Here is a 23,622-nt window from a genome sequence, read left to right as displayed (position 1 = left end):
GACCGCCGCGGGGACGAACCCGGCGGCCGGATGCCGCTGCGGGCCCACCTGGTCGAGCTCCGCCACCGGGTGTTCCTCGCCGGGCTGGGCATCCTGGTCGGAGCGATCGCCGGCTGGTTCCTGTACACGCCGGTGTTCCAGGCGCTGCAACGTCCGATCCTCGACGTCGCGAAGTCCCGCGACGCCCTGATCACCCTGAACTTCCCCGGCCTGGCCGCCTCGTTCGACATGCAGATCAAGGTCTCGTTCTTCCTCGGCGTCCTGATCTCCAGCCCGTGGTGGATCTACCAGCTCTGGGCGTTCATCACGCCGGGCCTGACCCGCAAGGAGCGGGGGTACGCGTTCGGGTTCGTCGGCGCCGCCGTGCCGTTGTTCCTCCTCGGCGCCTACCTCGCCTGGTGGGCGCTGCCCAACGCCGTGCGGCTGCTCACCGGGTTCACTCCGAAGGGAGCGGCGAACTTCATCGACGCCCAGGTGTACCTGGGGTTCGTGATGCGCCTGATGCTGGCCTTCGGCCTGGCGTTCCTCCTGCCGGTCATCATGGTCGCCCTGAACTTCGCCGGCATCGGCACCGCGGCGTTCTGGCGGCGCAGCTGGCGCTGGGCCGTGATGATCGCGTTCGTCTTCGCGGCGGTGATGACCCCGACGCCCGACGCGATCACCATGCTCATGGTCGCGCTGCCGATCTGCGGCCTGTACTTCATCGCGCTCTTCGTCTGCGAGCTGCACGACCGGCGCATCAACCGCGCGCGGCTCGCCGCCGGGCTGCCGACGCTGGACGGCTACCTGCCGGGCGACCCGCCGGAGGGCTCGGCGTGACCCGGCTCGGCGTCGTGGTGAACCCCACCGCCGGCAAGGGCCGCGGGACGGCCGCCGGACGACGGACGCACGAGCTGCTGCGGGCCCGCGGGCACGAGGTGCAGGACCTGTCGGCGGCCTCGCTCGCGCTGGCCACCGACCGCGCCCGGGCCGCCGTCCTCGACGGGCTCGACGCGTTGGTGGTCGTCGGCGGTGACGGGATGGTCCACCTCGGCGTCAACGTCGTCGCGGAGACCCACCTGCCGCTGGGCATCGTCGCGGCGGGCACCGGCAACGACATCGCCCGCACGCTCGGCCTGCCGAAGCCCGGCGACGTCGACGCCGGCGTCGCGGTCATCGAGCACGGTCTCGCCGCAGGCCCGCGGCGCGTGGACGCGGTCCGGGTCGGCCCGCCCGGGACGGCCGCCCACGAGTGGTTCCTCGGCGTGCTGTCCTGCGGGTTCGACGCCGCGATCAACGCCCGGGCCAACGAGATGACCTGGCCCAAGGGGTCGGGCCGCTACGTGCGAGCGCTGCTGGCCGAGCTGCCGCGGTTCGAGCCGTACGGCTACCGCGTCACGATGGACGACCAGGTCTGGGAGTCGACCGGCACGCTCGTCGCCGTCGCGAACGTGCCCTGGATCGGCGGCGGCCTCAAGATCGCACCCGATGCCGTGGTCGACGACGGCCTGCTGGACGTGGTCGTCGCCGGACCGTTCAGCAAGACCGGCGTGGTGAAGATCTTCCCCGGCATCTACGGCGGCAAGCACGTGTCCCACCCCTCCGTGGACGTCTTCCGCAGCACCTCCGTCCTCATCGAGCCGCTGACCGACCTCGGTGGCCTGCCCCCGGCCGCGTTCGCCGACGGTGAGCGCGTCGGCCCGCTGCCCCTGCGCGTCACCGTCGAGCCCGGGGCCCTGTCCGTCCTGTGCTGACGCGCGCGCCGGAGCCTGCGCGGCGCCACGTGTGCCTAGGGTGTGCGTGTGGTGGCCCGCACTCGGAAGTCGACCCCGTCCGCTGAACCTTCTCCGGCCGAGCGCTACGCGGCGTCGCGGCGCCGGGCCGAGGTGGAGCGCACCGAGCTGTCCCGGTTCCGGGAGCTGCTGAGCTTCCCCCTCGACGAGTTCCAGATCGACGCCTGCCTCGCGCTCGAGCGCGGCAGCGGCGTGCTGGTCGCGGCGCCCACCGGGGCGGGCAAGACGGTGGTGGGCGAGTTCGCGGTGCACCTGGCGCTGGAGTCGGGCCGCAAGGCGTTCTACACGACGCCGATCAAGGCGCTGTCGAACCAGAAGTACGGGGACCTGGTCCGCCGCTACGGCGCCGAGAAGGTCGGTCTGCTCACCGGCGACACCACGATCAACGGCGACGCCCCCGTCGTCGTGATGACGACCGAGGTGCTCCGCAACATGCTGTACGCGGGCTCGTCCACCCTCCAAGGCCTCGGGTTCGTGGTCATGGACGAGGTGCACTACCTCGCCGACCGGTTCCGTGGCCCGGTCTGGGAGGAGGTGATCATCCACCTCACCGACGACGTCCAGCTGGTGTCCCTGTCGGCCACCGTCTCCAACGCCGAGGAGTTCGGCGACTGGCTGGCCACCGTCCGGGGTGACACGACCGTCGTCGTCAGCGAGCACCGGCCCGTGCCGCTCGGCCAGCACGTGCTTGTACGAGGCGAGCTCCTCGACCTGTACGCCGGCCACGTCGACCCGACCGACCCCGGCGTCGACCCCCCGATCAACCCGGACCTCAGCCACCTCCTGCGCCGCAGCAACCGCGAGGAGGAGCCGATCGGTCGGCGCGGGCCGGGGCACAAGGGCAGGCAGGCGCACCGGCCCAGCCGCCCCGGAGGCGGCCGTCCCACCCCGCGGTTCGCCGTCGTCGACGCCCTGGAGGCGGACGGCCTCCTGCCCGCGATCGTGTTCATCTTCTCGAGGGCGGGCTGCCAGGGGGCCGTGCAGCAGTGCCTCGCGGCCGGCGTCCGCCTGACCACGCCGGCCGAGGCGGCGCGCATCCGGATGATCGTGGAGGAGAAGTGCGCCGCGGTGCCTCCCGAGGACCTGCCCGTCCTCGGGTACTGGGAGTTCGCAGAGGCGCTGAGCCGCGGCGTGGCCGCGCACCACGCCGGGATGCTGCCGCTGTTCAAGGAGACCGTCGAGGACCTGTTCTCGCAGGGCCTGGTCAAGGTCGTGTTCGCCACCGAGACGCTGGCGCTCGGCATCAACATGCCCGCGCGGTCGGTGGTGCTGGAGAAGCTGGTCAAGTGGGACGGCTCCAACCACGTCGACGTGACGCCGGGGGAGTACACGCAGCTGACCGGCCGCGCCGGCCGGCGCGGCATTGACACGGAAGGTCACGCGGTCGTCGTCGCGCACTCCGGGCTCGACCCGGTGCAGCTGGCCGGCCTGGCGTCCAAGCGCCTGTACCCCCTCAAGTCCAGCTTCCGCCCGACGTACAACATGGCCGTCAACCTGGTCGCCCAGGTGGGCCGCGACCGTGCCCGCGAGGTCCTGGAGACGTCGTTCGCGCAGTTCCAGGCCGACCGGGGCGTCGTCGGCCTGGCGCGGCAGGCCCAGGCCCACACGGAGGCGCTGGACGGGTACGCCAAGGCCATGGAGTGCCACCAGGGCGACTTCACGGAGTACGCGTCGCTCCGCCGTCAGATCACCGCCCGCGAGAAGGACCTCACGCGCGCCCAGGCATCCGCACGGCGGGCCGAGGTGGCCCGGACGCTCGAGGGTCTGCGGCCCGGCGACGTGCTCGAGATCCCGGTCGGTCGTCGCTCCGGGCACGTGCTGGTCATCGACCCCGGCGGTGAGGCCGGGTTCGACGGACCCAAGCCGACCGTGCTGACGGTCGACCGGCAGGTCCGCAAGCTCACCGTGGCGGACGTCGGCACCGGCGCGCGGACCGTCGGGTTCCTGCGCGTGCCCAAGGGCTTCACCGCGCGCGTCCCGGCGGCTCGTCGCGACCTCGCGGCGCAGCTCCGCACGGCCGTGAGCGACGGTGGCCACGCGCACACCTCGGGCAAGGGCAAGGGCAAGGTCCGGCCGACACGACGCACAGCCGCCACCGACGACGCCGAGATCGCCGAGCTGCGCCGCAGGATGCGCGCGCACCCGTGCCACGGGTGCCCGGACCGCGAGGACCACATGCGCTGGGCCGAGCGCTGGGCGCGCCTGTCCGACGAGCACGACGCGCTCGTCGCCCGGATCGCGGGCCGCACGGGCTCGATCGCAGCCGTGTTCGACCGCATCTGCGACGTCCTGCTCGGCCTGGGCTACCTGTCGCAGTCCGACGAGGGCGGCCGCGGGACCCTCGAGGTCACCGCGGAGGGCCGCTGGCTGCGTCGGATCTACGCCGAGAACGACCTCCTGCTGGCGGAGTGCCTGCGCCGCGGCGTCTTCGACGAGCTCGACGCGCCGGGGCTCGCGGCCGCCGTGTCCGCGCTGGTGTACCGGTCGCGGCGCGACGACCAGGGCGAGCCGCACGTGCCCGGCGGGCCCGCGAGCAGGCTCGGGGTGGCGCTCGACGCGACCGTCCGGGCGTGGTCGGAGCTCGACGACCTCGAGGCGGCGCACAAGGTCGAGACGACCCAGCCGCTCGACACCGGCCTGGTCGAGGCCGTGCACCGGTGGGCGGCCGGACGCAGCCTGGACGCCGTGCTCAAGGGCAAGGAGCTGTCCGCCGGCGACTTCGTGCGCTGGTGCAAGCAGGTCATCGACGTGCTCGACCAGATCTCGCAGGCGGCGCCCACCGACCGGGTCCGGGACACCGCGCGCAAGGCCGTGGAGGCGCTCCGGCGCGGAGTGGTCGCGTACTCGTCGGTCTAGGGCTCTATCGTGCCCGTGTGAGCTCGACCCTCTACCGCCACGGCGCGGTCCACACGTCCGCCGACCCGTTCGCCGAGGCGCTGCTCGTCGAGGACGGTGTCGTGGCCTGGCTCGGGGCGGACGACACGGCCGACGGGCTCGCGGCCCGGGCCGACGAGGTGATCGACCTCGAGGGCGCCCTCGTCGCCCCGGCCTTCGTCGACGCGCACGTGCACGTGCTGGAGACGGGCCTCGCGCTCGAGAGCATCGACCTGTCCGCCGCGGGGGGAGTGCACTCGCTCGCCGACGCCCTCGACGCCGTCCACCGCGCCGCGCAGGGGCGCCCGGTGGGTGCGCAGGACAGCCCGCTGCTCGGGTTCGGCTGGGACGAGCAGGACTGGCCCGAGGGCAGGCCGCCCACCCGTGAGGAGCTGGACGCCGCGGCCGGGGGAGCGCCGGTGTACCTGGCGCGGGTCGACGTGCACTCGGCGGTCGTCTCGAGCGCCCTGACGGCGAGCGCGGGGCTGGACGTGCTGCCGGGCTGGCGGTTCGACGGCCGCGTCGAGCGCGACGCGCACCATGCCGCCCGGGAGGCGGCACGAACGGTCGACCCGGCCCGCCGGACCCGGCTGTACCGGGAGGCGCTGCAGCACGCGGCCGCCCGTGGGGTCGCCTCGGTGCACGAGCAGTCGGCGCCCTACATCGACACGCGCGAGGGTCTGCTCGAGCTGCTCGAGCTCACCGCGGACGAGGCGAGCGGTCTGCCGCACCTCGTCGCGTACCGCGGCGAGCAGTGCGTGACGGTCGACGACGCACGAGAGATCCTCGCGGCGATCCCGGGCCTCACCGGGATCGGCGGGGACCTGAACATCGACGGGTCCCTCGGCTCTCGGACCGCCGCGCTGCGTTCGCCGTACGCCGACGCCCCCGACACGTCCGGCTCGCTGCACCTGACCGCGGAACAGGTGTGCAACCACCTGACCGCCGTCACGCGCGCCGGCGTGCAGGGCGGGTTCCACGTGATCGGCGACCGCGCCATGGACGAGCTGCTCATCGGGCTGCGGGCAGCCGTGGACGTCGAGGGTGTCGAGGCGGTCGCACGCCGCGGGCACCGGCTCGAGCACGCCGAGCTCGTCGACGCCCCGACCCTGGCGGCGTTCGTCCTGCTGGGCATCCAGCTGAGCGTCCAACCGGGTTTCGACGCAGCCTGGGGCGGCCCGGACGGCATGTACGCCGCCCGGCTGGGAGCCGGGCGCGCGGCCGCGCTCAACCCCCTCGCCGACCTGGCCGCGGCAGGGATCCCGCTGGCCTTCGGCTCCGACTCGCCGGTCACCCCCGTCTCGCCGTGGGCCGCCGTCCGGGCCGCCGTGCAGCACCGGTCGGCCGACCAGCGGATCTCGGCGCGGGCCGCCTTCCGGGCGTCCACCCGCGGCGGCTGGCGGCTCGCGGGACTGGACCACACGGGGGCGGGGGAGCTGCGCGTCGGGTCGCCGGCCCACCTGGCCGTGTGGCGGGCCGAGCACCTCACGGTGCAGGCCGCGGACGGCCGCTTCTCGTCGTGGAGCACCGATGCACGCGCGGGCATCCCGCTCCTGCCGGACATGTCGCCGGACGCTCCGCTGCCCCAGTGCCTGCGGACGGTCCGCGGGTCGACGGTCCTGCACGATACGTTCTGAGACCGGTCCGGACGCGCGGGCCGAGACACGCCGAGCAACCTGGACACCTGACCGGGTGAAAAACGCCGGGCGGCCGATCCGGAGGTGCCGTCCGATTCCGCCCGATCACGCGACACGCGGACCGACACGCCGAACCGAAGGGTACAGACCGTACGGACGGTGCAGAGATGACCTGCGGGTACGGCTCTCACCTGCGCCGACGCGGCCTTGACACACCCTGGGAACTGGGTAGGTTTCAGGGGATCCACCGGAGCGACATGCCCACGAAGACGTCGGGCCATGGGGGGCGATGGTGGGAGCTAGGGCTCCGACCGGGCCCGCGTGTTCAGTAGACAACGGTCCGTGCGCCTGCACGCCGACCGGTACGAAGGACACGCGGGCCGGTCGGTCGGCGCCTGGGATGCGCCAAGCCGAGGACGTTCAGCATTCTTCCAGGGACGCTGCCGTACTCTCCTGGGGTGCCCGCCCGTGAACCCGCCCGCTGGTGGACCCTCGTTCTGGCGGTGGCCGGTGGCTACCTGACCCGGCTCGCCTTCCCCGCACCCGGCTGGTGGGGGACCGTCTTCGTCGGGATCGCCCTGCTCTACCTGGCGATGCGCCGCGACAGCGCGCGCTGGAACGCCCTGGTCGGGCTCGTATGGGGCTTCGCGTTCTTCGTCCCGCTCATCAGCTGGACCGGTGACGCCGTCGGGCAGGTGCCCTGGCTGGCCCTGTCCACGCTCGAGGCGTCCTACGTCGCCCTGTTCGGCGCGGCCTGGTCCTGGGCGCGGCGCGGGCAGGCGGTCTGGCGCAGCGCCGGCCTGCAGGTCGTCGTGTTCTCCGTCCTGTGGGTCGCTGCCGAGGAGCTGCGCTCGACGTGGCCGTTCGGCGGGTTCCCGTGGGGCCGGCTCGCGTTCTCGCAGGCCGACTCGCCCCTGGCCGCGTTCGCCTCCCTCGGGGGGACCCCGCTGCTGAGCGGGATCGTCGTGGCCGTCGGGGTGCTGTTCGCGCGCATCTGGCTCGCGGCACGGCGGCTGCGGCTGGTACGGCTCGGCGTCGCGGTCGCCACGGTCGCCGTGATCGTCGTCGTGGGGCTGCTCGTCCCGCTGGACACCCAGGCCGAGCAGGGCACGCTCGAGGTCGGCGCGGTCCAGGGCAACGTCCCGGGCACCGGGCTCGACGCGTTCGGGCAGCGGGAGGCGGTCCTCGACAACCACATCGCGGGCACGCACGCGCTGCTCGACCAGGTGGCCCCCGGCGACCTGGACCTGGTGCTGTGGCCGGAGAACGGTACGGACATCGACCCGCAGGTCGACGCGAAGGCCGCCAAGCTCATCGACGACGCAGCGAAGGCGGTCGACGCCCCCATGCTCGTCGGCACCGTGCAGTACCCGCCCAGCGGCGGCCGGTACAACACGGCCGTGCTCTGGGAACCCGGCGTGGGCGTCACCGCCACCTACTCCAAGCAGCACCCTGCGCCGTTCGCGGAGTACATCCCGCTGCGCTCGCTCGTCCGGCCGTTCTCGTCAGCGGTCGACCTGGTCACGCGCGATATGCTGCCCGGCGACAAACCGGGGTACATCCCGCTGCAGTCCGATCGGCTGGGCCGCACGGTGGGGATCGGCGATGTCATCTGCTTCGAGGTCGCGTACGACGCGATCGTCCGCGACGCCGTCAGGGCAGGGGGTGAGGTGCTGGTGGTGCAGACGAACAACGCCTCCTTCGGCGTCTCGGACGAGTCCACCCAGCAGCTGGCCATGAGCCGGATGCGGGCGATCGAGCACGGCCGCGCCACGGTCCAGATCTCGACCGTCGGGGTGAGCGCCGTGATCGAGCCGAACGGCGTCGTCTCGCAGGACACCGACTTGTTCACCGCCGCGCAGATGGTGGCGACGTTGCCGCTGCGCGACTCCGAGACGCTGGCTACCAGGCTCCGCTCGTGGCCCGCGTGGGCCTTCGACGCCCTGGCGGTCGTCATGGTCGCCGCCGGGATCGCCGGCGCCCGCGGCCTGCGCCGCCAGGACCGGAGAGGTACCGCCGCATGACCGGTTCCGTCGGACGGGTGCTCGTCGTCGTCCCCACCTACAACGAGCGCGAGAACCTGCCGATCGCGCTCGACCGGCTGCGCACCCACGTGCCGCACGCGGACGTCCTGGTCGTCGACGACGGCTCACCCGACGGGACCGGCGAGCTGGCCGAGAAGATCGCCGAGCAGGTGGCCGTCGACTCGGCGCACGGGCGCATCCACGTGCTGCACCGGGAGGGCAAGCTCGGACTCGGGACCGCGTACATCGCGGGCTTCCACTGGGCGCTCGAGCGGTCCTACGACGTGGTCGTCGAGATGGACGCCGACGGGTCGCACCGCGCCCAGGACCTGCCCACGCTCCTCGGCGCGCTCGAGGATGCCGACCTGGTCCTCGGTTCCCGCTGGGTGCCCGGGGGGACCGTGCTGAACTGGCCGATGAGCCGGCACGTCCTGTCCCGCGGCGCCAACACGTACACGCGGATCGTGCTCGGCATCCCGCTCCGCGATGCCACGGGCGGCTTCCGCGCCTACCGTGCCACGCTCCTGCGGGACCTCGAGCTCGACGACATCGCGTCGCAGGGCTACTGCTTCCAGGTCGACATGGCGTGGCGGGCGGTGCGGCTGGGTGCGCGTGTGGTCGAGGTGCCCATCACGTTCGTCGAGCGTGAGCTCGGGACGTCGAAGATGAGCCGGGCGATCGTGGTCGAGGCCCTGATGAGCGTGACCCGGTGGGGGATAGCAGAACGCTCCCGCCGTGTGGCGGGAGCGTTCCGACGAACGACGGGCTGAGCCCGTACGAACGGCGCGTCAGGCGCTGCGGCGCAGCTTGCCCGAGCGGAGCAGGTCGAGCCGCTCGTCCAGCAGCTCCTGGAGCTCGCCGACCGTGCGACGCTCGAGCAGCATGTCCCAGTGCGTACGCGGGGGCTTGCCGGCCTTCACCTCGGGTCGCGACGCGTCGCGGAGCAGTGCTTCCTCGCCGCACCGGCACTCCCACACCACCGGGACGTCGGCCTCGACCGAGAACGGCAGAATGATCGTGTGCCCGTTGGGGCAGTCGTAGTGAGCCTGGAGGCGGGGCGCGAACTCGACGCCGTCTTCCGTCTCCATGCTGTGGGACCCGATGCGCATGCCACGCAGGGACCGGTTTGCCATCTTGGGATCCTCCGTGCCGTTGTACGGCCGTCGAGAGTATGAACTTCCACCGGTTCCAACGGTGGGGGCCCCTCCAGTGTTCCAGGTCCAGGTGAAGGGATGGTGAACGCGGTCAGCATGTGGCGGAGAGGCTTAAGGTCGCACCGTGACTTTCCAGGCACCCACCAGGCAGATGACGTTCCGGAAGCTCGGCGACAAGGGTCCGACCGTGTCGGTCGCCGGTGTCGGCTGCAACACGTTCGGCGCGACCCTCGCGCCTGACGGGGTCCCCGCGCTGGTGTCCGCGGCGCTGGAGGCCGGCGTCACGTTCTTCGACACGGCCGACGCCTACGGCGGTGCGTTCGGGCAGAGCGAGGAGCTGTTGGGCGCCGCGCTCGGTGCCCACCGCGACGAGGTCGTGCTGGCGACCAAGTTCGCGCTCGGCGCGCCCGAGGGCGTGGCGCCCGGGTCTCGCGCGTACGTGCGGTCCGCCGTCGAGGCGTCGCTGCGACGGTTGGGCACCGACCGGATCGACCTGTACCAGATGCACATACCCGACGCGCTGACCCCGATCGAGGAGACGCTGGCCGCGCTGCACGAGCTGGTCACCGAGGGCAAGGTCCTCTCGCTCGGCTCCTCCAACTTCGCCGCGTGGCAGGTGGTCGACGCCGACTGGAGCGCCCGCACGGCCGGCGCCACGGCGTTCGTCTCGGCGCAGAACCGGTACAACCTGCTGGACCGGGGCGCGGAGGCCGAGCTGGTGCCCGCGCTCGAGCAGGTGGGCGTCGGGCTCATCCCGTTCGTTCCGCTCGCCTCCGGGTTGCTCACCGGCAAGTACCGGCGCGACGAGGGCGCCCCCGACGGGTCGCGGCTCGCCCGTTGGCCCGACCGCCTCGCACGCGCCGACTTCGACCGGATCGACGCGTTGAGCGCGCTGGCGCAGGAGTGGGGGATCGACCTGCCGACGCTCGCGCTCGGTGGGTTGGCCGCCCAGCCCGCCGTCGCCACGGTTATCGCCGGTGCCCGGACGCCCGAGCAGCTGCGTGCGAACGTCGCGTCGATCCTGTGGGAGCCCACGCTCGACCAGCTCGCGGCGATCGACGACGCCTCGCCGGGCCCCGTCGGCTGACCGAGCCGCCGGCGTCGGCAGCGGTGCTCACCACTCGAGCATCCGCGCACGCCGCGCGCCGATCGCGGCGATGCCCCACACGTGCACACCGGCCTCGTCCGCGCCCTCGCGCAGCGACCGCGCCCAGGTCGACTCGAACATGCCGCGGTCGCCGCCGGCCGCCCGGACGAGCCCGACGAGCACGGACCCGCCCGGCCCGTGCTCGGCCAGGACGTCTCGCAGGAGCCGAAGGACGCCCTCGACGACCTCCGGGTCGGCGCGCTGGGGGATGTCGGAGATCGGCAGGGCGACCGGGAGGGTGACCCCGTCGGCATCGACCAGAACGAACCAGAGCGCCGGCTCACCCGAGCGTTCGTACCCGACGAGGCCGAGAAGCAGCTGGAGCGCGTCGTCGGGGGTCCGCAGCGGGCCGCCCGGGGGCGGTGGCAGGTCGTCGTCGGGACCGTCGTCCGCCCAGTCGAGCGCCTCCCACGCGCTGCGTCCGGCCTGACGTTGGACCTCCCAGTCGAGGTCCCACCAGTCGTCGTCGTTGTCGTTCGCCGTCATGCCTCCAGGCTGACGGTGCGCACCAGCGCGAGACGGACGTCCTCGGGGTCGACGCGGCGCCCCGGGGCCGTGGTCGGCTCAGGCCAGGTGGGCGGTCAGTGCCTCGACGACCAGTGCGTGATCGTCCGCCTGCGGCAAGCCCGAGACCGTCACCACGCCGACGACGCCGACGTCGCGCACCCGGACGGGGAACGCACCGCCGTGCGCGGCGAACTCCCGCAGGGGCAGGTCGTGCTGCTCGTTGAACGTGGTGCCCCTGACCTTCGCCCGCAGACCGACCAGGTAGGACGGCGCCCCGAACCTCCACACCACGCGGACCTTGCGGGCGACCCACGTGTCGTTGTCGGCGGTGGTGCCGGCCCGTGCGGCGTGGAACACCTGCTGCGTCCCGTGCTGGATGTCCACCGTGATCGGCAGGTCGCGCTCCTGACCCAGCTCCACCAGCAGGCATCCGAGCCGCCACGCGTCGTCGTGCGTGAACGTGGTGAACACCAGGTCGCGTTCCTGCTGCTCGATGGCTGCGATGGTGCGCTGGATCTCGGTGACGTCGTCGGCACTCATGACGACATCGTCGCACCGACGGGCGCCACCCCGAAGTTCTGGTCGAACACGTGCCCGGGGTCGTAGACGGCCTTGAGCCGGGCGATCCTCGCGAGCGTCTCGGGCGGGAACGCCTCGGCGATCCGGTCGGGGGACTGGTTCGTCTCGAAGCTGAGGTAGACGCCGTCCAGGTGCGGGGCGAGGCGGCCCCACCACACGTCGATCTGGGCCCGTCGGCTTGCGCGCGTGGACGCCGACAGCGAGAAGGCCTGGGTCCGGTGCGCGTACGCCGTGGCCATCGGGTCCAGGTCGTTGACGGCGCCGCCGACCGCGCGCAACTGCACCATGTCGGACACGCCGGACATCACCAGGTCGCCCAGAAGCTGCGCCAGCTCGGGCGTCACGTGCTCGATCAGCCCGCCGCGCGCCGCGTAGTCCGGGCCTCCGGTGTGCTCGCCGTGGTGCGGCGCGACCGCTGCCGCGTAGGGCACCAGCTGGGCCTGCTGCTGCAGCACAGGCGCGAGGTCGAGGAAGCGCTCGAGCCAGAGGATGGCGCTCTGCGTGTCGTCGTCGGCCCAGACGATGATCGCGTAGCCGATCGGCGGGTTCTGCCCGTTGGCGGGGATCATGGTCAGGAAGCTGGTGAGCTCGCGCGGCGACTCCTCGACCAGGGCGGCCCACGACTCGATGAACGCCGCCGTGTCCGAGGCGTCGTAGACGATCGTCGCGTAGACCACGTCGCCGACGTGCGCGGCCTCGATCTCCACCGCCGTGAGGATGCCGAAGTTCGCGCCCGCGCCGCGCACCGCCCAGAGCAGGTCGGGCTCGTGCTCGGCGTCGGTACGCACGAGCCGCCCGTCGGCCAGGACCAGCTCGGCCGCCACGACGTGGTCGAGCGTCAGCCCGTACGACCGCGCGAGGAAGCCCTGCCCGCCGGCGGTGACGAGCCCGCCGACGCCGACGTCTCCGTAGTCACCGGAGCTGATCGCCAGGCCGTGCGGCGTGAGGGCGGCCGCGACGTCGCCCCAGCGCGCGCCCGCGCCGAGCCGGACGAGCCCGCGCTCGTGGTCCAGCACCTCGACCGCGTCGAGCCCGCCGACGTCGATCACGATGCCGCCGTCGTTGGTGGACCGACCGCTGATCCCGTGCCCGCCGCTGCGGACCGCGAGCGGCACGTCCTGGGCGCGGGCGAACGCCAGCGCATCGCTGACGTCCTGCGCCGAGGTGGCGCGGATGACGAGCCCGGGGGAGCCCGAGTAGACGTAGGTCGAGCGCACGCGCCCGTACTCCCGGTCGCCGGGCTCCACGGCCTTGCCGACGAGGGACGCGGGCAGCCCGTCGTAGTCGATCCGGGGACGCCGCTTGGCCAGGGCGGCGGCAGGGCGAACCGCACCCGTCGTCGTGCCGGCAGTCGAACGCTCGGCGGCGACCGCCTCGCGCAGGGCCGGGGCGAGCTCCTGCCCGAAGACCGCGAGCGCCCGTTCGTCGTCGCCGGCCAGGATGAAGGTGGCGATCCCGTCCTCGAGCGCGAGCGGCAGCAGCTGGTCGACCCACTGCTCCACCGATCCCTGGGGGCCGCCGCCGAGGTTCAGCAGCCGACGGATCTCGCGCGGGTCGCGACCCGCCGCCGTCGCGGACTCGTCGATGGTCACGTTGCCGCGGGCCAGGTCGCCGGGCTGCAGATAGCCCTGGCTCGGGAGCCACCCGTCGGCCGCAGAGCCGACCAGACGCAGCATCCGCGGCTTGTACGCGCCGAGCCAGATCGGGATGTCGTGCGCGGGGGCCGGTCCGCGCTTGGCGCCGTCGACCGAGTGGAACTCGCCGTGGACGCGCAGGGGCGTGCGCTCGTCGGCGTCCCAGACGCCCCGGATGATGCCGATGGCCTCGGCCAGCGCGGTGACGCCCTCGCCGGGTGTCCGCCGTGGGGCGCCCATCGCGACGATCGCGTCCCAGAAGGCACCCGCCCCGAGGCCGAGCGCCAGCCGACCGCCCGACAGCAGGTCCAGGCTGGCCGCGGCGCGCGCCAGGACGGCCGGCGGGCGCAGCGGCAGGTTGAGCACGTTGCCGGACAGCTGCACCGTCGACGTCGAGGCGGCCACCCACGACAGGAGCGTCCACGTGTCGAGGAACGCGGGCTGGTACGGGTGGTCCTGGAACGTCACGAGGTCGATGCCGACCCGCTCGGCGGTCCGCGCCAGCGCGACGACGCGCTGCGGGTCCTTCGCCGACGGCGTCAGGAAGCTGCCGAAGACCAGGTCGTGGCCGTAGTCGGGCACCGCGCCCACCCTCTCGCTAGGTAATTGAGAGTTCAACCATATCGCGTTCGAGGCGCCGATCCTGCGCGGGGGAGCCGGGCCCGAGTCGCACCGGCGTGGCAAGATCTCGCAGGTGACGCTAGCCGACAGCCATGACCTGATCCGAGTGCAGGGCGCGCGGGAGAACAACCTCAAGGACATCAGCGTCGAGCTGCCCAAGCGCAGGCTGACGGTGTTCACCGGCGTCTCGGGCTCGGGCAAGAGCTCGCTCGTCTTCGGCACCATCGCCGCCGAGTCGCAGCGGATGATCAACGAGACGTACAGCAGCTTCGTCCAGGGCTTCATGCCGACCCTGGCCCGCCCAGACGTCGACGTCCTGGACGGGCTGACCACCGCGATCATCGTCGACCAGGAGCGGATGGGCGCCAACGTGCGGTCCACCGTCGGCACCGCCACGGACGCGAACGCGCTGCTGCGCATCCTGTTCAGCCGCGTCGGCCAGCCGCACCTCGGCTCGCCGCAGGCGTTCTCGTTCAACGTCGCGTCGGTGTCCGGGGCCGGGGCGATCACCACGGAACGCGGCGGCACCACCGTCAAGGAGCGGCGCAGCTTCACCGTCACGGGCGGCATGTGCCCGCGGTGCGAGGGCATGGGCAGCGCGACGAGCATCGACCTCACCCAGCTCTACGACGACTCCAAGTCGCTCGATGACGACGCGCTCACGATCCCCGGCTACACCGGTGGGGGCTGGAACACGCGGCTCTACAGGGAGTCCGGCTTCTTCGACCCGGCCACGCCCATCCGCGACTTCACCGAGCAGGAGCTGCAGGACTTCCTGCACCACGAGCCGGTCCGCATGAAGATCGCCGGCATCAACATGACCTACGAGGGCCTGATCCCACGGATCGAGAAGTCGATGCTCTCCAAGGACAAGGAGGCCATGCAGCCGCACATCCGTGCGTTCGTCGACCGCGCGGTCACGTTCACCAGGTGCCCGGACTGCGGCGGCACCCGGTTGAACGCGGGCGCACGGTCCTCGAAGATCGGCGGCGTCAACATCGCGGACGCTTGCGCGATGCAGATCAGCGACCTGGCCGAGTGGGTCCGGGGACTCGACGAGCCGTCGGTCGCGCCCCTGCTCACGGCGCTGGGGGACATCCTCGACTCGTTCGTCGACATCGGTCTGGGGTACCTGTCCCTCGACCGCCCTGCCGGCACGCTCTCCGGCGGTGAGGCGCAGCGGACCAAGATGATCCGGCACCTGGGCTCGTCGCTCACCGACGTCACGTACGTGTTCGACGAGCCGACGATCGGGTTGCACCCGCACGACATCCAGCGGATGAACACCCTGCTGCTGGCGCTGCGGGACAAGGGCAACACCGTCCTCGTCGTGGAGCACAAGCCCGAGACGATCGTCATCGGCGACCACGTGGTCGACCTGGGTCCCGGCGCGGGCACCGAGGGCGGCACGATCTGCTTCGAGGGCACGGTCGAGGACCTGCGGGCCAGCGGCACGCTGACGGGACGCCACCTCGACGACCGCTCGGTGCTCAAGGGGTCGGTCCGGTCGTCGTCGGGAAGGCTGGAGATCCGGGGCGCCACGGCCAACAACCTGCGCGACGTCGACGTCGACATCCCGCTCGGGGTCCTGGTCGTCATCACCGGCGTCGCCGGTTCCGGCAAGAGCTCGCTGGTGCACGGGTCGATCCCGGCCGACGGGGGAGTCGTGTCGATCGACCAGGGTGCGATCAAGGGGTCGCGCCGCAGCAACCCCGCGACCTACACCGGCCTGCTCGATCCCATCCGCAAGGCGTTCGCCAAGGCCAACAACGTCAAGCCGGCCCTGTTCAGCGCCAACTCCGAGGGCGCCTGCCCCAACTGCAACGGCGCGGGCGTCATCTACACCGACCTAGGGCCGATGGCGACGGTCGCGACCACCTGCGAGGTCTGCGAGGGCAAGCGGTTCGACGCCTCGGTGCTGGAGTACCACCTGGGCGGTCGGGACATCAGCGAGGTGCTCTCGATGTCGGTCACGGAGGCCGAGGAGTTCTTCCGCACGGGGGAGTCCAGGACGCCGGCCGCGCACACGATCCTCGCCCGCCTGGTCGACGTCGGTCTCGGCTACCTGCGGCTGGGCCAGCCGCTGCCGACGCTGTCCGGCGGGGAGCGGCAGCGCCTCAAGCTGGCGACGCACATGGGGGAGAAGGGCGACGTCTACATCCTGGACGAGCCGACGACGGGCCTGCACCTGGCGGACGTCGAGAACCTGCTCGGCCTGCTCGACCGGCTCGTCGACGCGGGCAAGTCCGTCATCGTCATCGAGCACCACCAGGCCGTGATGGCGCACGCCGACTGGATCATCGACCTCGGCCCGGGGGCCGGCCACGACGGCGGACTGATCGTCTTCGAGGGCACCCCGTCGGCCCTCGTCGCGGACCGCACCACGCTGACGGGCGAACACCTGGCGGCCTACGTCGGCGCCTGAGGGCGTCTGTCACGTTCTGAGGCCGGGGAACGTCAAGCAATCGAGACGACACCTCGAGAGGATGACGACGATGACGAACACGACGACCGCCACGACGACCGGTGGCTTCACGGACGAAGAGCGCGACGCCATGAAGGAGCGCGCTCAGGAGGTGCGCGGCAAGAAGGGCGACGGCCTGGTCGAGCTGCTCGCCAAGATCGCCGAGATGGAGGACGCCGACCGCGTGATGGCCGAGCGGTTGCACATCCTGGTCGGCGAGGCGGCCCCCGAGCTGACGCCGAAGACCTGGTACGGCATGCCCGCCTACGCCAAGGACGGCAAGGTCGTCCTCTTCTTCAAGCCGGCCGCGAAGTTCAAGGCCCGCTACGCGACGCTCGGCTTCAGCGACTCGGCGGCGCTCGACGACGGTGCGATGTGGCCGACGGAGTTCGCCCTGACGTCGCTGACGGCTGCCGACGAGAAGCGGATCCTCGCCCTGGTCCAGCGGGCCACGGCCTAGTGGCGGCCCGCCCCCGACCGCGCGTGGCGCCGCGCGGCCGGGGCGTCCGTGCCTGTCCGTCAGGAGCCGATCGCCTCGATCCGGCGCCGGGCGTTCAGCGCTTGGTCTCGTACCTGGTGAGGACCACGCCGTCGGGAAACGTCCGGGTCTCCACCAGGTTCAGGTTCACCCAGTTGTCGAGGGCGGTAAAGAACGGTGTGCCGCCGCCCACCAGCACCGGTGCGGTGGCCAGCACGTACTCGTCGATCAGGCCGGCCCGCATGGCCGCGCCGGCGAGCGTGGCGCCGCCGATGTCCATGGGGCCGCCGTCCTCAGCCTTGAGCCGGCTGATCTCGGTGACCGCGTCGCCGGTGACCAGGCGGGCGTTCCAGTCGACCGTGCCGGTCGTCGAGGAGAACACCACCTTCGGCATGTCCCGCCAGCGGTGGGCGAACTCGACCTCCGCGGGTGTGACGCCAGGTTGCTGGTCGGCGATCGGCCAGTGGGAGCTCATCGTCTCCCACAGCTTGCGCCCATACAGCGACAGACCCGTCGAACCCACCCGGTCGGACCACCACTGGAACAGCTCGTCGCTCGGCGTGCTCCAGCCGAGGTCGTCGCCGGGAGCGGCGATGTAGCCGTCCAGGCTCACGTTCATGGCAAAGGTCAGCTTCCGCATGGCGTCAGCCTCCCGTGAGTCGGTATCCGGCGTACAGACGGGTAGGCGCACGCACCTGCTTCGTCGTCTGCTGCCCGATCGCCGATAATGCACATTATGACAACTTAGCGTCGTCGAACCGCTCCTGACGGCGAGCGCCCCGATCGCTGCGCTCCCCGAGCGCTAGGCTCCGGCGACATGAGCACTGGCGCGAGCGACGGCGTAGCTTCCGGTAGTCGTCGGCTGATGGTCCTGCTGGCCATGGCGATGTTCGTCCTGGTGGTCGACACGTCGCTGATGAACGTCTCGATCTCCGCGGTCGTCGCCGACCTCGACACGACGGCCAGCGGCGTCCAGTCGGCCATCGCCCTCGAGGCGCTGGTCTCCGCGGCCTTCATCCTGATCAACAGCAAGGTCGGCGACCTCATCGGCCGCAAACGTGCCTACGTCCTCGGACTGCTGGCGTACGCCGTCGGCGCGCTGGCCATGACGCTCGCGCAGGACCTGACGGCGATCATCATCTTCTGGGCGATCATCGGCGGCCTCGGTGCCTCGCTGCTCCTGCCCGCCATGCAGTCCCTGATCCACGGCAACTTCGCAGGGGCCGCTCAGAAGCAGGCGTACGCCCTCACCGGAGCCGCTGCGGCCATCGCGGCCGCGATCGGGCCGCTCCTCGGCGGCTTCGTGACGACGTACCTGTCGTGGCGGGTCGGCTTCGCGCTCGAGGTCGTCATCATCATCGTCGTCCTGAGCCAGATCAGGCTGGTGCGTGACGTCCCCTACACGGGACCGCGCCAGATCGACGTGGTCGGTGCGGTCCTGTCGGTGATCGGGATGGGCGGTGTCGTGCTCGGCATCCTCGTCTGGCAGGAAGGCGGCGAGTACGTCGGGCTGCTGATGATCCTGGGTGCGGTGGCTCTCGTGCTGCTCGCCCGCTGGCTCCTGCGACGCAAGCGAGCCGGGAAGCTGACGCTGCTCGACCCGGACCTGTTCCGGCACCCGAACTTCACTGCCGGGATCTCCGGCCAGGCGCTGCAGCAGGTCACGCTCGGCGGCGCGATGATCGCCCTCCCCCTGTTCCTCCAGATGACGCTGGAGTACAACGCGATCGAGGCGGGCCTCTCGCTCGCGCCGCTGTCGCTGACGATGTTCGCGGCCGCCCTGGTCGCCGGCCGACGAGCGGGCAACCGGCGTCCGGCCGCGATCATCCGCACGGGCTTCCTGCTGTCCAGCATCGGGATCGCGATCATCATCCCGTTCGTCCCCCGCGTCGACAGCGGGTGGTACCTCGTCGTGCCGCTGGCCATCACCGGGTGCGGTCTGGGCCTGCTGGTCTCGCAGCTCAACAACTACACGCTCGCCCCGATCGACGAGGAGCGGGTCAGCGAGGCCGCCGGCGTGAACTCCGCAGCCGGGTCGTTCGGGCTCTCCTTCGGCCTGGCGATGGCCGGCGGCCTCATGCTCGCCGCCCTGTCGTTCAGCTTCACGCACATGACCCAGAACAGCTCGATCATCCCGGCCGACCAGCAGCAGCAGATCGCAGCCGTGCTGGAGAACGACGCCCAGATCATGAGCAACACGCAGCTCGCCGAGAAGATCACGGGCCTGCCACCCGAGGTGGAGGCGGAGGTCGTGGCGATCAACAACGACGCCCGCAACCTGTCGCTGCAGATCGCCTTGCTCATCCCCCTGCTCAGCGGGCTGCTCGGGCTCGGGAACTCGTTCCGGATGCTGCGACTGCCGGACGTGCGGCCGTCCGCGGCGCTCGACGGGATGGACTTCGGCTGACGCGCCCTCGGGCCGGACCTACGCGCTCTTGACGTCGGCACTTGCTTTTTGCAAGTATCGATCGCGTCAGCGCGAGGATCGGGAACACGAAAGAGGACGCACGATGACCATGATGCTCGTCAACCTGCCGGTGACCGACCTGGACCGGGCGAAGGCCTTCTACACGGCGCTCGGCTTCCCCCTCAACCCGGCGTTCTCGGACCACAACGCCGCCTGTGTCGTCGTCGAGGACGACCACAGCGCGGTCATGCTCCTCACCCGCGAGTTCTTCCAGACCTTCTCCGAGCTGCCGCTCGGCGACCCGGCCGTGAGTCCGTCGGTGTCCGTCGCGATCTACCTCGACACCCGTGCGGCGGTCGACCGGGCCATCGCCGACGGCGTCGCCGCGGGTGGCCGGGAGCCGCACCCGGCGGCCGACTACGGCTTCATGTACCAGCGGCAGCTCAACGACCCCGACGGCAACATCCTCGAGCTCGGCTGGATGGATCCCACCGCCGCGGCTCAGGGGCCCGAGGCGTTCGCCGACCAGCAGGCCTGAGCACGGTGGCCGCGCGCGACTACGGGCAGTACGGCGGCGTCACCAGGGCCCTCGAGCTGGTGGGCGAACGCTGGGCCATGCTCATCGTCCGCGACCTGCTCGTCGGTCCGCGCCGCTACGGCGAGCTCGCGGCGGGCCTCCCCCGCATCCCGAGCAACATCCTGGCGTCGCGCCTCAAGGAGCTGCAGGCGGCAGGTGTCATCCGCCGCGCGCCGCACTCGCGCGTGATCGTCTACGAGCTGACTCCGTACGGCCACGAGCTCGAACCCGTGGTGCTCGCCCTCGGCGCGTGGGGTTTCAAGGCGATGGGCGACCCGCGGGAGGAGCAGGTGATCACCCCCGACTCGATGACCATCGACCTGCGCACGGCGTTCCGTCCCCTGGTGGCGGCGCGCCTGCCGCCGACCGCCTATGCGGCGCGCTTCGGTTCCGCGGAGCTGCTCATCCGGGTGGACGGCACCGCGCTCGACGTGGCGCGTGGGGACGGACCGGTCGACCTGGCCTTCGCGGCGGGTCCGGGCATCCATCGCCTGATCAGGGGCGAGCTCGCGCCCGAGCGCGCGATCGCGACCGGCGTGGTCGAGGTCCTGCGCGGTCGCGACGACCTCCTCGAACGCTTCGCCAGCACGTTCCACCTGGCCGCCTGAGCGCGGAACGTCGATCGCTCCGAACCGATCGGTGATTTCATGTCGAGAAGCTCGGACCGGCTCCGCTCACCAGGTGAAGGGCCACGACGGACGCGGCCCACGACACCAGGAGACGCACCATGCCGAAGTACCTGCTCCTCAAGCACTACCGCGGCGGCCCCGAGCAGCACCGACCGGTCCCCCCGATGGACCAGTGGGAACCGCAGGACGTCGAGGCGCACATGGCGTTCCTCATGCACGTCAACGACCTGCTCAAGGAGAACGGCGAGTACGTCGACGCGCAGGCGCTGACGCCCGACCGGACGTGGGTGCGCTACGGCGGCCCGGACGCGGCTCCGGTCATCACCGACGGTCCGCTGCCCGAGACGAGCGACCTCGCGGCCGGGTGGTACATGATCGACGTCGACTCGCACGAGCGTGCGATCGAGCTCGCCGCCTACGTGTCGTCGGAACCCGGGCCCGGGGGCACGCCGCTCTACGAGTGGATCGACGTCCGCGAGGTCATGTCCGAGATGCCGTCCACCGACTGACGCCGCGTGACCGAGACACCGGGACGACCGCTGGACGAGGGCACCCTGCGTGCCCTCGTCCCGCGGGTCCTCGCCGGCCTCGTCCGGCGAGGAGAGGACTTCGACTCCGCCGAGGACGCCCTCCAGGAGGCGCTCGTCGAGGCCCTGCGGGTGTGGCCGGACCATCCCCCGCGCGACCCGCGCGCCTGGTTGACGACGGTCGCCACCCGCCGGCTCGTCGACGCCCGACGCAGCGCGGGTGCCCGCGACCGCCGCGAGGAGGCGACGGTCGTCGCGCCCGTACCTGGCCCGACCGAGGAGGGCGACGACACCCTCGTCCTCCTGTTCTGCTGCTGCTCCCCCGACCTGTCCCCCGCCTCCCAGGTCGCCCTGACCCTGCGCGCCGTCGGGGGTCTGACCACCCGCGAGATCGCCGATGCCTTCTACGTGCCGGAGGCGACGATGGCGCAGCGGATCAGCCGCGCCAAGCGGGACCTGCGCGGACGCCGGCTCGACCAGCCCGGCGACCTGGCCGTCGTCCTGCGCGTGCTCTACCTCGTCTACACGACCGGTCACTCCGGCCGTACGGACCTCGCGGTCGAGGCCATCAGGCTGACCCGTCAGCTGACCCTCGCGACCGCGGAGCCGGAAGCGCGGGGGCTGCTCGCACTGATGCTGCTGAACCACGCACGCCGCGGTGCCCGCTGGGATGCGGAGGGGCGGATCGTCACCCTCGACGTCCAGGACCGCAGCCTGTGGGACACCCGCGAGATCGCCGAGGGTGTCCGCGTCCTGCAGTCCGCACTCGCGGCGCAGAGTCCCGGTCGGTATCAGATCGAAGCGGCGATCGCCGCGCTCCACGACGACGCCACGACAGCCGACGAGACCGACTGGCCGCAGATCCTGGCCTGGTACGACGACCTCGTCGCCCTCAGCGACGAGCCCCTGCGCCAGGACCCGGCAGCCGTCCTCGGACGCGCCGTCGCGGTCGGGCACGTCCAGGGCGCGGGTGCCGGTCTGCGCGAAACGGACCGCCTGTCGCGGGTCCTCGGCGACCGTCACCGCTGGTACGCCGTGCGCGGCTACCTGTTCGAGCTCGACGGGGACCTGTCCGCCGCGGCCGCTGCGTACGCGGACGCGGCCAACCGTGCGACCAACACGGCCGAGCGCGACCACCTCGTGCGCCAGGCCGTCCGGATCAGGGCAGCGGAGGCCGGGCCGACGATCCGGTCGGTTCGGCCGGCTCGATCCTGAGCACGTAACGCTCCTCGGTCAGCGAGCCGTCGCGCGCCTGGCGCTCCCCGGTCCGTGCGAACCCGGCGCGGACGTAGAGGTCGCCGGCGGCGTGGTTGTTGTCGACGAGCCAGAGCGAGACGGTGCTCGCGCCGTCGGCGGCTGCGGCCTGGCGAGCGGCGTCGATCAGCGCCCAGCCGATGCCCCGTCGTCGGGACTCGGGTGCCACCCACAGGGAGATGAGGTGTCGGTCGTCGACCGGCGAACCGGGCTCCTGCAGCATCTGCACGATCCCACGGCCGGTGCCCTCGTCGTCCACGGCGATCCAGGTCGGGCTCGTCCGCAGGCGCATGCGCCAGTGAGACTCCACGAACCGGTTCTCGCGGGCGAGCGACGCGCCGAAGACCTCGGGATTCTCGCGGACGGCGCGCAGGCGGACGTCGCGGACGATCTCCCAGTCGTCCTCTCCCACGCGTCGGATCAGCACCAGGACAGAATGCCCCACGTCGGGCACCGCGACGTTCAGGGCGCGCCGCGATCCGGGCTGGTCAACCGCCGTGGCCGGCCGGATCGGGGAGCGATCGCGCGGCGTCGGCGATCTCCTCCTCCGGCCGTGGCGGCACGGACTCGTCGAACTCGAGCTCGGGCACCTCGTGCGAGTGGCCGTCGTGGTCTGCGGGCTGCGTCACGCTCGTCTCCTTCCGACCAGGCACACGCTACGCACGCACAGGCTCCTGCGCTGCCCCTACAGGTCGATCCCTTCACCAGGTCCGAGCAGGATCGGCTCTCCGGCGCCGCCGAGGCGGCCGACGAGGGACGATGCGAGCCCGAGGCCTGCTGGGGACAGCTGTGCGTCATGGATCGTGACCACCCGACCCGGCGAGACCGACCGCACGTAGTCGACGACCTCGCTGATCTTGAGCCACGGCCCGCCGATCGGGGTCAGGAGCACGTCGACCGTCGCGCCCTGGGGGTCGACGTACGCGTCTCCGGGGTGCAGGACGCCCTCGACCAGGTAGCCGACGTTCGCGGCCAAGGGGACGTCGGGATGGATCTGGGCGTGCCACTCCCCCAGCACCGCGACCGCGAACCCGGCGGCCTCGACCGTGTCGCCGGCGACGACAGCGTGCAGCCGTGCGCTCGGTACGCCCGCGGCGGCAAGGACGTCGAGCGCGGCCTGGGGCCCCCAGACGTCGACGCCGGCGGCGGCGACCGGCTCCGGCGCGAGGTGGTCGCCGTGCTCATGAGTGACCAGGACGGCCCCGGCTCCGGCCAGGGCCGTGGCGACGTCCGTGAACATGCCTGGATCGATGACGAGGTGGTCGTCACCGCGGTCGAGGCGGACGCAGGAGTGCCCCCAGCGGGACAGGTGAGTGCTCATTCCCGCAGTCTCCACC

Annotated in this window: 22 protein-coding genes; 14 read left to right on the top strand and 8 right to left on the bottom strand. The window is 72.0% G+C overall.

The window, feature by feature from the left end:
* The first annotated feature begins 30 nt into the window (after positions 1 to 30).
* The 6 genes from tatC (at position 31) to ACPPVS_RS09340 (ending at position 9,077) form a co-directional block, all read left to right on the top strand.
* Entirely contained in the window at positions 31 to 819 is a 789-nt protein-coding gene (gene tatC, locus ACPPVS_RS09365; RefSeq protein ID WP_426595936.1) for a twin-arginine translocase subunit TatC, read from the top strand.
* Positions 816 to 1,733, top strand: a complete 918-nt coding sequence (locus ACPPVS_RS09360; RefSeq protein ID WP_426595830.1) for a diacylglycerol/lipid kinase family protein — start codon at positions 816 to 818, stop codon at positions 1,731 to 1,733. Before tatC ends, ACPPVS_RS09360 begins: the two co-directional genes overlap by 4 nt.
* Positions 1,734 to 1,784: 51 nt before the next feature.
* Complete coding sequence (locus ACPPVS_RS09355; RefSeq protein ID WP_426595828.1) at positions 1,785 to 4,628, top strand: DEAD/DEAH box helicase; 2,844 nt, start codon at positions 1,785 to 1,787, stop codon at positions 4,626 to 4,628.
* Positions 4,629 to 4,645: 17 nt separating this feature from the next.
* The gene (locus ACPPVS_RS09350; protein WP_426595827.1) at positions 4,646 to 6,283 is read left to right on the top strand and encodes an amidohydrolase; all 1,638 of its coding nucleotides are present in this window, start codon (positions 4,646 to 4,648) and stop codon (positions 6,281 to 6,283) included.
* Positions 6,284 to 6,741: 458 nt separating this feature from the next.
* Positions 6,742 to 8,307, top strand: a complete 1,566-nt coding sequence (gene lnt, locus ACPPVS_RS09345; RefSeq protein ID WP_426595826.1) for an apolipoprotein N-acyltransferase — start codon at positions 6,742 to 6,744, stop codon at positions 8,305 to 8,307.
* The gene (locus tag ACPPVS_RS09340) at positions 8,304 to 9,077 is read left to right on the top strand and encodes a polyprenol monophosphomannose synthase (protein ID WP_426595825.1); all 774 of its coding nucleotides are present in this window, start codon (positions 8,304 to 8,306) and stop codon (positions 9,075 to 9,077) included. The genes lnt and ACPPVS_RS09340 overlap by 4 nt, the downstream gene beginning before the upstream one ends.
* An 18-nt stretch (positions 9,078 to 9,095) precedes the next feature.
* Here ACPPVS_RS09340 and ACPPVS_RS09335 read toward each other — a convergent pair whose 3' ends face one another.
* Positions 9,096 to 9,440 (bottom strand): RNA polymerase-binding protein RbpA, encoded by a 345-nt coding sequence (locus ACPPVS_RS09335; protein ID WP_028046368.1) that lies wholly within the window; start codon positions 9,438 to 9,440, stop codon positions 9,096 to 9,098.
* Between the two features lie 172 nt (positions 9,441 to 9,612).
* Between ACPPVS_RS09335 and ACPPVS_RS09330 the strand changes: the two genes are divergently transcribed.
* Positions 9,613 to 10,548 (top strand): aldo/keto reductase, encoded by a 936-nt coding sequence (locus tag ACPPVS_RS09330; RefSeq protein ID WP_426595934.1) that lies wholly within the window; start codon positions 9,613 to 9,615, stop codon positions 10,546 to 10,548.
* A 27-nt stretch (positions 10,549 to 10,575) separates the two neighbouring features.
* Here ACPPVS_RS09330 and ACPPVS_RS09325 read toward each other — a convergent pair whose 3' ends face one another.
* From ACPPVS_RS09325 to ACPPVS_RS09315, 3 genes are all read right to left on the bottom strand, one after another.
* Positions 10,576 to 11,094 carry a hypothetical protein gene (locus tag ACPPVS_RS09325; protein ID WP_426595824.1) on the bottom strand — a complete coding sequence of 173 codons (519 nt, stop codon included), beginning with the start codon at positions 11,092 to 11,094 and terminating at the stop codon, positions 10,576 to 10,578.
* 78 nt (positions 11,095 to 11,172) lie between these two features.
* The gene (locus tag ACPPVS_RS09320; RefSeq protein ID WP_426595823.1) at positions 11,173 to 11,655 is read right to left on the bottom strand and encodes a heme-degrading domain-containing protein; all 483 of its coding nucleotides are present in this window, start codon (positions 11,653 to 11,655) and stop codon (positions 11,173 to 11,175) included.
* A complete protein-coding gene (locus ACPPVS_RS09315; RefSeq protein WP_426595821.1) occupies positions 11,652 to 13,910 on the bottom strand; it encodes an LLM class flavin-dependent oxidoreductase in 2,259 nt (752 codons plus the stop codon). Before ACPPVS_RS09315 ends, ACPPVS_RS09320 begins: the two co-directional genes overlap by 4 nt.
* A gap of 112 nt (positions 13,911 to 14,022) precedes the next feature.
* Between ACPPVS_RS09315 and ACPPVS_RS09310 the strand changes: the two genes are divergently transcribed.
* The gene (locus ACPPVS_RS09310; RefSeq protein WP_426595819.1) at positions 14,023 to 16,374 is read left to right on the top strand and encodes an ATP-binding cassette domain-containing protein; all 2,352 of its coding nucleotides are present in this window, start codon (positions 14,023 to 14,025) and stop codon (positions 16,372 to 16,374) included.
* Positions 16,375 to 16,444: 70 nt separating this feature from the next.
* The gene (locus ACPPVS_RS09305; RefSeq protein WP_426595817.1) at positions 16,445 to 16,873 is read left to right on the top strand and encodes an iron chaperone; all 429 of its coding nucleotides are present in this window, start codon (positions 16,445 to 16,447) and stop codon (positions 16,871 to 16,873) included.
* A 94-nt stretch (positions 16,874 to 16,967) separates the two neighbouring features.
* Here the strand turns inward: ACPPVS_RS09305 and ACPPVS_RS09300 are convergent, their stop codons facing one another.
* On the bottom strand, positions 16,968 to 17,531 hold the full coding sequence (locus tag ACPPVS_RS09300) for a dihydrofolate reductase family protein (RefSeq protein WP_426595815.1): 564 nt from the start codon (positions 17,529 to 17,531) through the stop codon (positions 16,968 to 16,970).
* A 225-nt stretch (positions 17,532 to 17,756) separates the two neighbouring features.
* Between ACPPVS_RS09300 and ACPPVS_RS09295 the strand changes: the two genes are divergently transcribed.
* From ACPPVS_RS09295 to ACPPVS_RS09275, 5 genes are all read left to right on the top strand, one after another.
* Positions 17,757 to 19,298, top strand: a complete 1,542-nt coding sequence (locus ACPPVS_RS09295; RefSeq protein ID WP_426595813.1) for an MFS transporter — start codon at positions 17,757 to 17,759, stop codon at positions 19,296 to 19,298.
* 103 nt (positions 19,299 to 19,401) lie between these two features.
* Complete coding sequence (locus ACPPVS_RS09290; RefSeq protein ID WP_426595812.1) at positions 19,402 to 19,836, top strand: VOC family protein; 435 nt, start codon at positions 19,402 to 19,404, stop codon at positions 19,834 to 19,836.
* Between the two features lie 5 nt (positions 19,837 to 19,841).
* Positions 19,842 to 20,483, top strand: coding sequence for a winged helix-turn-helix transcriptional regulator (locus ACPPVS_RS09285; protein WP_426595811.1), 642 nt, complete (start codon positions 19,842 to 19,844; stop codon positions 20,481 to 20,483).
* Between the two features lie 119 nt (positions 20,484 to 20,602).
* Positions 20,603 to 21,013: a YciI family protein gene (locus ACPPVS_RS09280; protein WP_426595809.1), complete on the top strand. Its 411-nt coding sequence runs from the start codon at positions 20,603 to 20,605 to the stop codon at positions 21,011 to 21,013.
* A gap of 6 nt (positions 21,014 to 21,019) precedes the next feature.
* Positions 21,020 to 22,246: an RNA polymerase sigma factor gene (locus tag ACPPVS_RS09275; protein ID WP_426595808.1), complete on the top strand. Its 1,227-nt coding sequence runs from the start codon at positions 21,020 to 21,022 to the stop codon at positions 22,244 to 22,246.
* On the opposite strand, the gene ACPPVS_RS09270 is transcribed toward ACPPVS_RS09275, so the two are convergent.
* The 3 genes from ACPPVS_RS09270 to ACPPVS_RS09260 form a co-directional block, all read right to left on the bottom strand.
* Positions 22,191 to 22,712, bottom strand: coding sequence for an N-acetyltransferase family protein (locus ACPPVS_RS09270; RefSeq protein WP_426595807.1), 522 nt, complete (start codon positions 22,710 to 22,712; stop codon positions 22,191 to 22,193). The two genes, ACPPVS_RS09275 and ACPPVS_RS09270, sit on opposite strands and share 56 nt — an antisense overlap.
* Positions 22,713 to 22,773: 61 nt before the next feature.
* A complete protein-coding gene (locus tag ACPPVS_RS09265) occupies positions 22,774 to 22,914 on the bottom strand; it encodes a hypothetical protein (protein WP_426595805.1) in 141 nt (46 codons plus the stop codon).
* Positions 22,915 to 22,970: 56 nt separating this feature from the next.
* Positions 22,971 to 23,606 carry an MBL fold metallo-hydrolase gene (locus tag ACPPVS_RS09260; RefSeq protein ID WP_426595803.1) on the bottom strand — a complete coding sequence of 212 codons (636 nt, stop codon included), beginning with the start codon at positions 23,604 to 23,606 and terminating at the stop codon, positions 22,971 to 22,973.
* Between the last annotated feature and the right edge of the window lie 16 nt (positions 23,607 to 23,622).

The organism is Cellulomonas sp. McL0617 (assembly GCF_049994875.1).
Classification (GTDB): Bacteria; Actinomycetota; Actinomycetes; order Actinomycetales; family Cellulomonadaceae; genus Cellulomonas.
Note: the sequence above shows the minus strand (reverse complement) of the source record. Positions and strands in the feature narration are given on the sequence as shown.

Coding starts and splice junctions, on each gene's coding strand:
- ACPPVS_RS09295 (WP_426595813.1), top strand. CDS start 17,757: ATGGTCCTGCTGGCCATGGCGATGTTCGTCCTGGTGGTCGACACGTCG.
- tatC (WP_426595936.1), top strand. CDS start 31: ATGCCGCTGCGGGCCCACCTGGTCGAGCTCCGCCACCGGGTGTTCCTC.
- ACPPVS_RS09300 (WP_426595815.1), bottom strand. CDS start 17,531: ATGCGGAAGCTGACCTTTGCCATGAACGTGAGCCTGGACGGCTACATC.
- ACPPVS_RS09260 (WP_426595803.1), bottom strand. CDS start 23,606: ATGAGCACTCACCTGTCCCGCTGGGGGCACTCCTGCGTCCGCCTCGAC.
- ACPPVS_RS09340 (WP_426595825.1), top strand. CDS start 8,304: ATGACCGGTTCCGTCGGACGGGTGCTCGTCGTCGTCCCCACCTACAAC.
- ACPPVS_RS09335 (WP_028046368.1), bottom strand. CDS start 9,440: ATGGCAAACCGGTCCCTGCGTGGCATGCGCATCGGGTCCCACAGCATG.
- ACPPVS_RS09330 (WP_426595934.1), top strand. CDS start 9,613: ATGACGTTCCGGAAGCTCGGCGACAAGGGTCCGACCGTGTCGGTCGCC.
- ACPPVS_RS09325 (WP_426595824.1), bottom strand. CDS start 11,094: ATGACGGCGAACGACAACGACGACGACTGGTGGGACCTCGACTGGGAG.
- ACPPVS_RS09305 (WP_426595817.1), top strand. CDS start 16,445: ATGACGAACACGACGACCGCCACGACGACCGGTGGCTTCACGGACGAA.
- ACPPVS_RS09320 (WP_426595823.1), bottom strand. CDS start 11,655: ATGAGTGCCGACGACGTCACCGAGATCCAGCGCACCATCGCAGCCATC.
- ACPPVS_RS09280 (WP_426595809.1), top strand. CDS start 20,603: ATGCCGAAGTACCTGCTCCTCAAGCACTACCGCGGCGGCCCCGAGCAG.
- ACPPVS_RS09290 (WP_426595812.1), top strand. CDS start 19,402: ATGACCATGATGCTCGTCAACCTGCCGGTGACCGACCTGGACCGGGCG.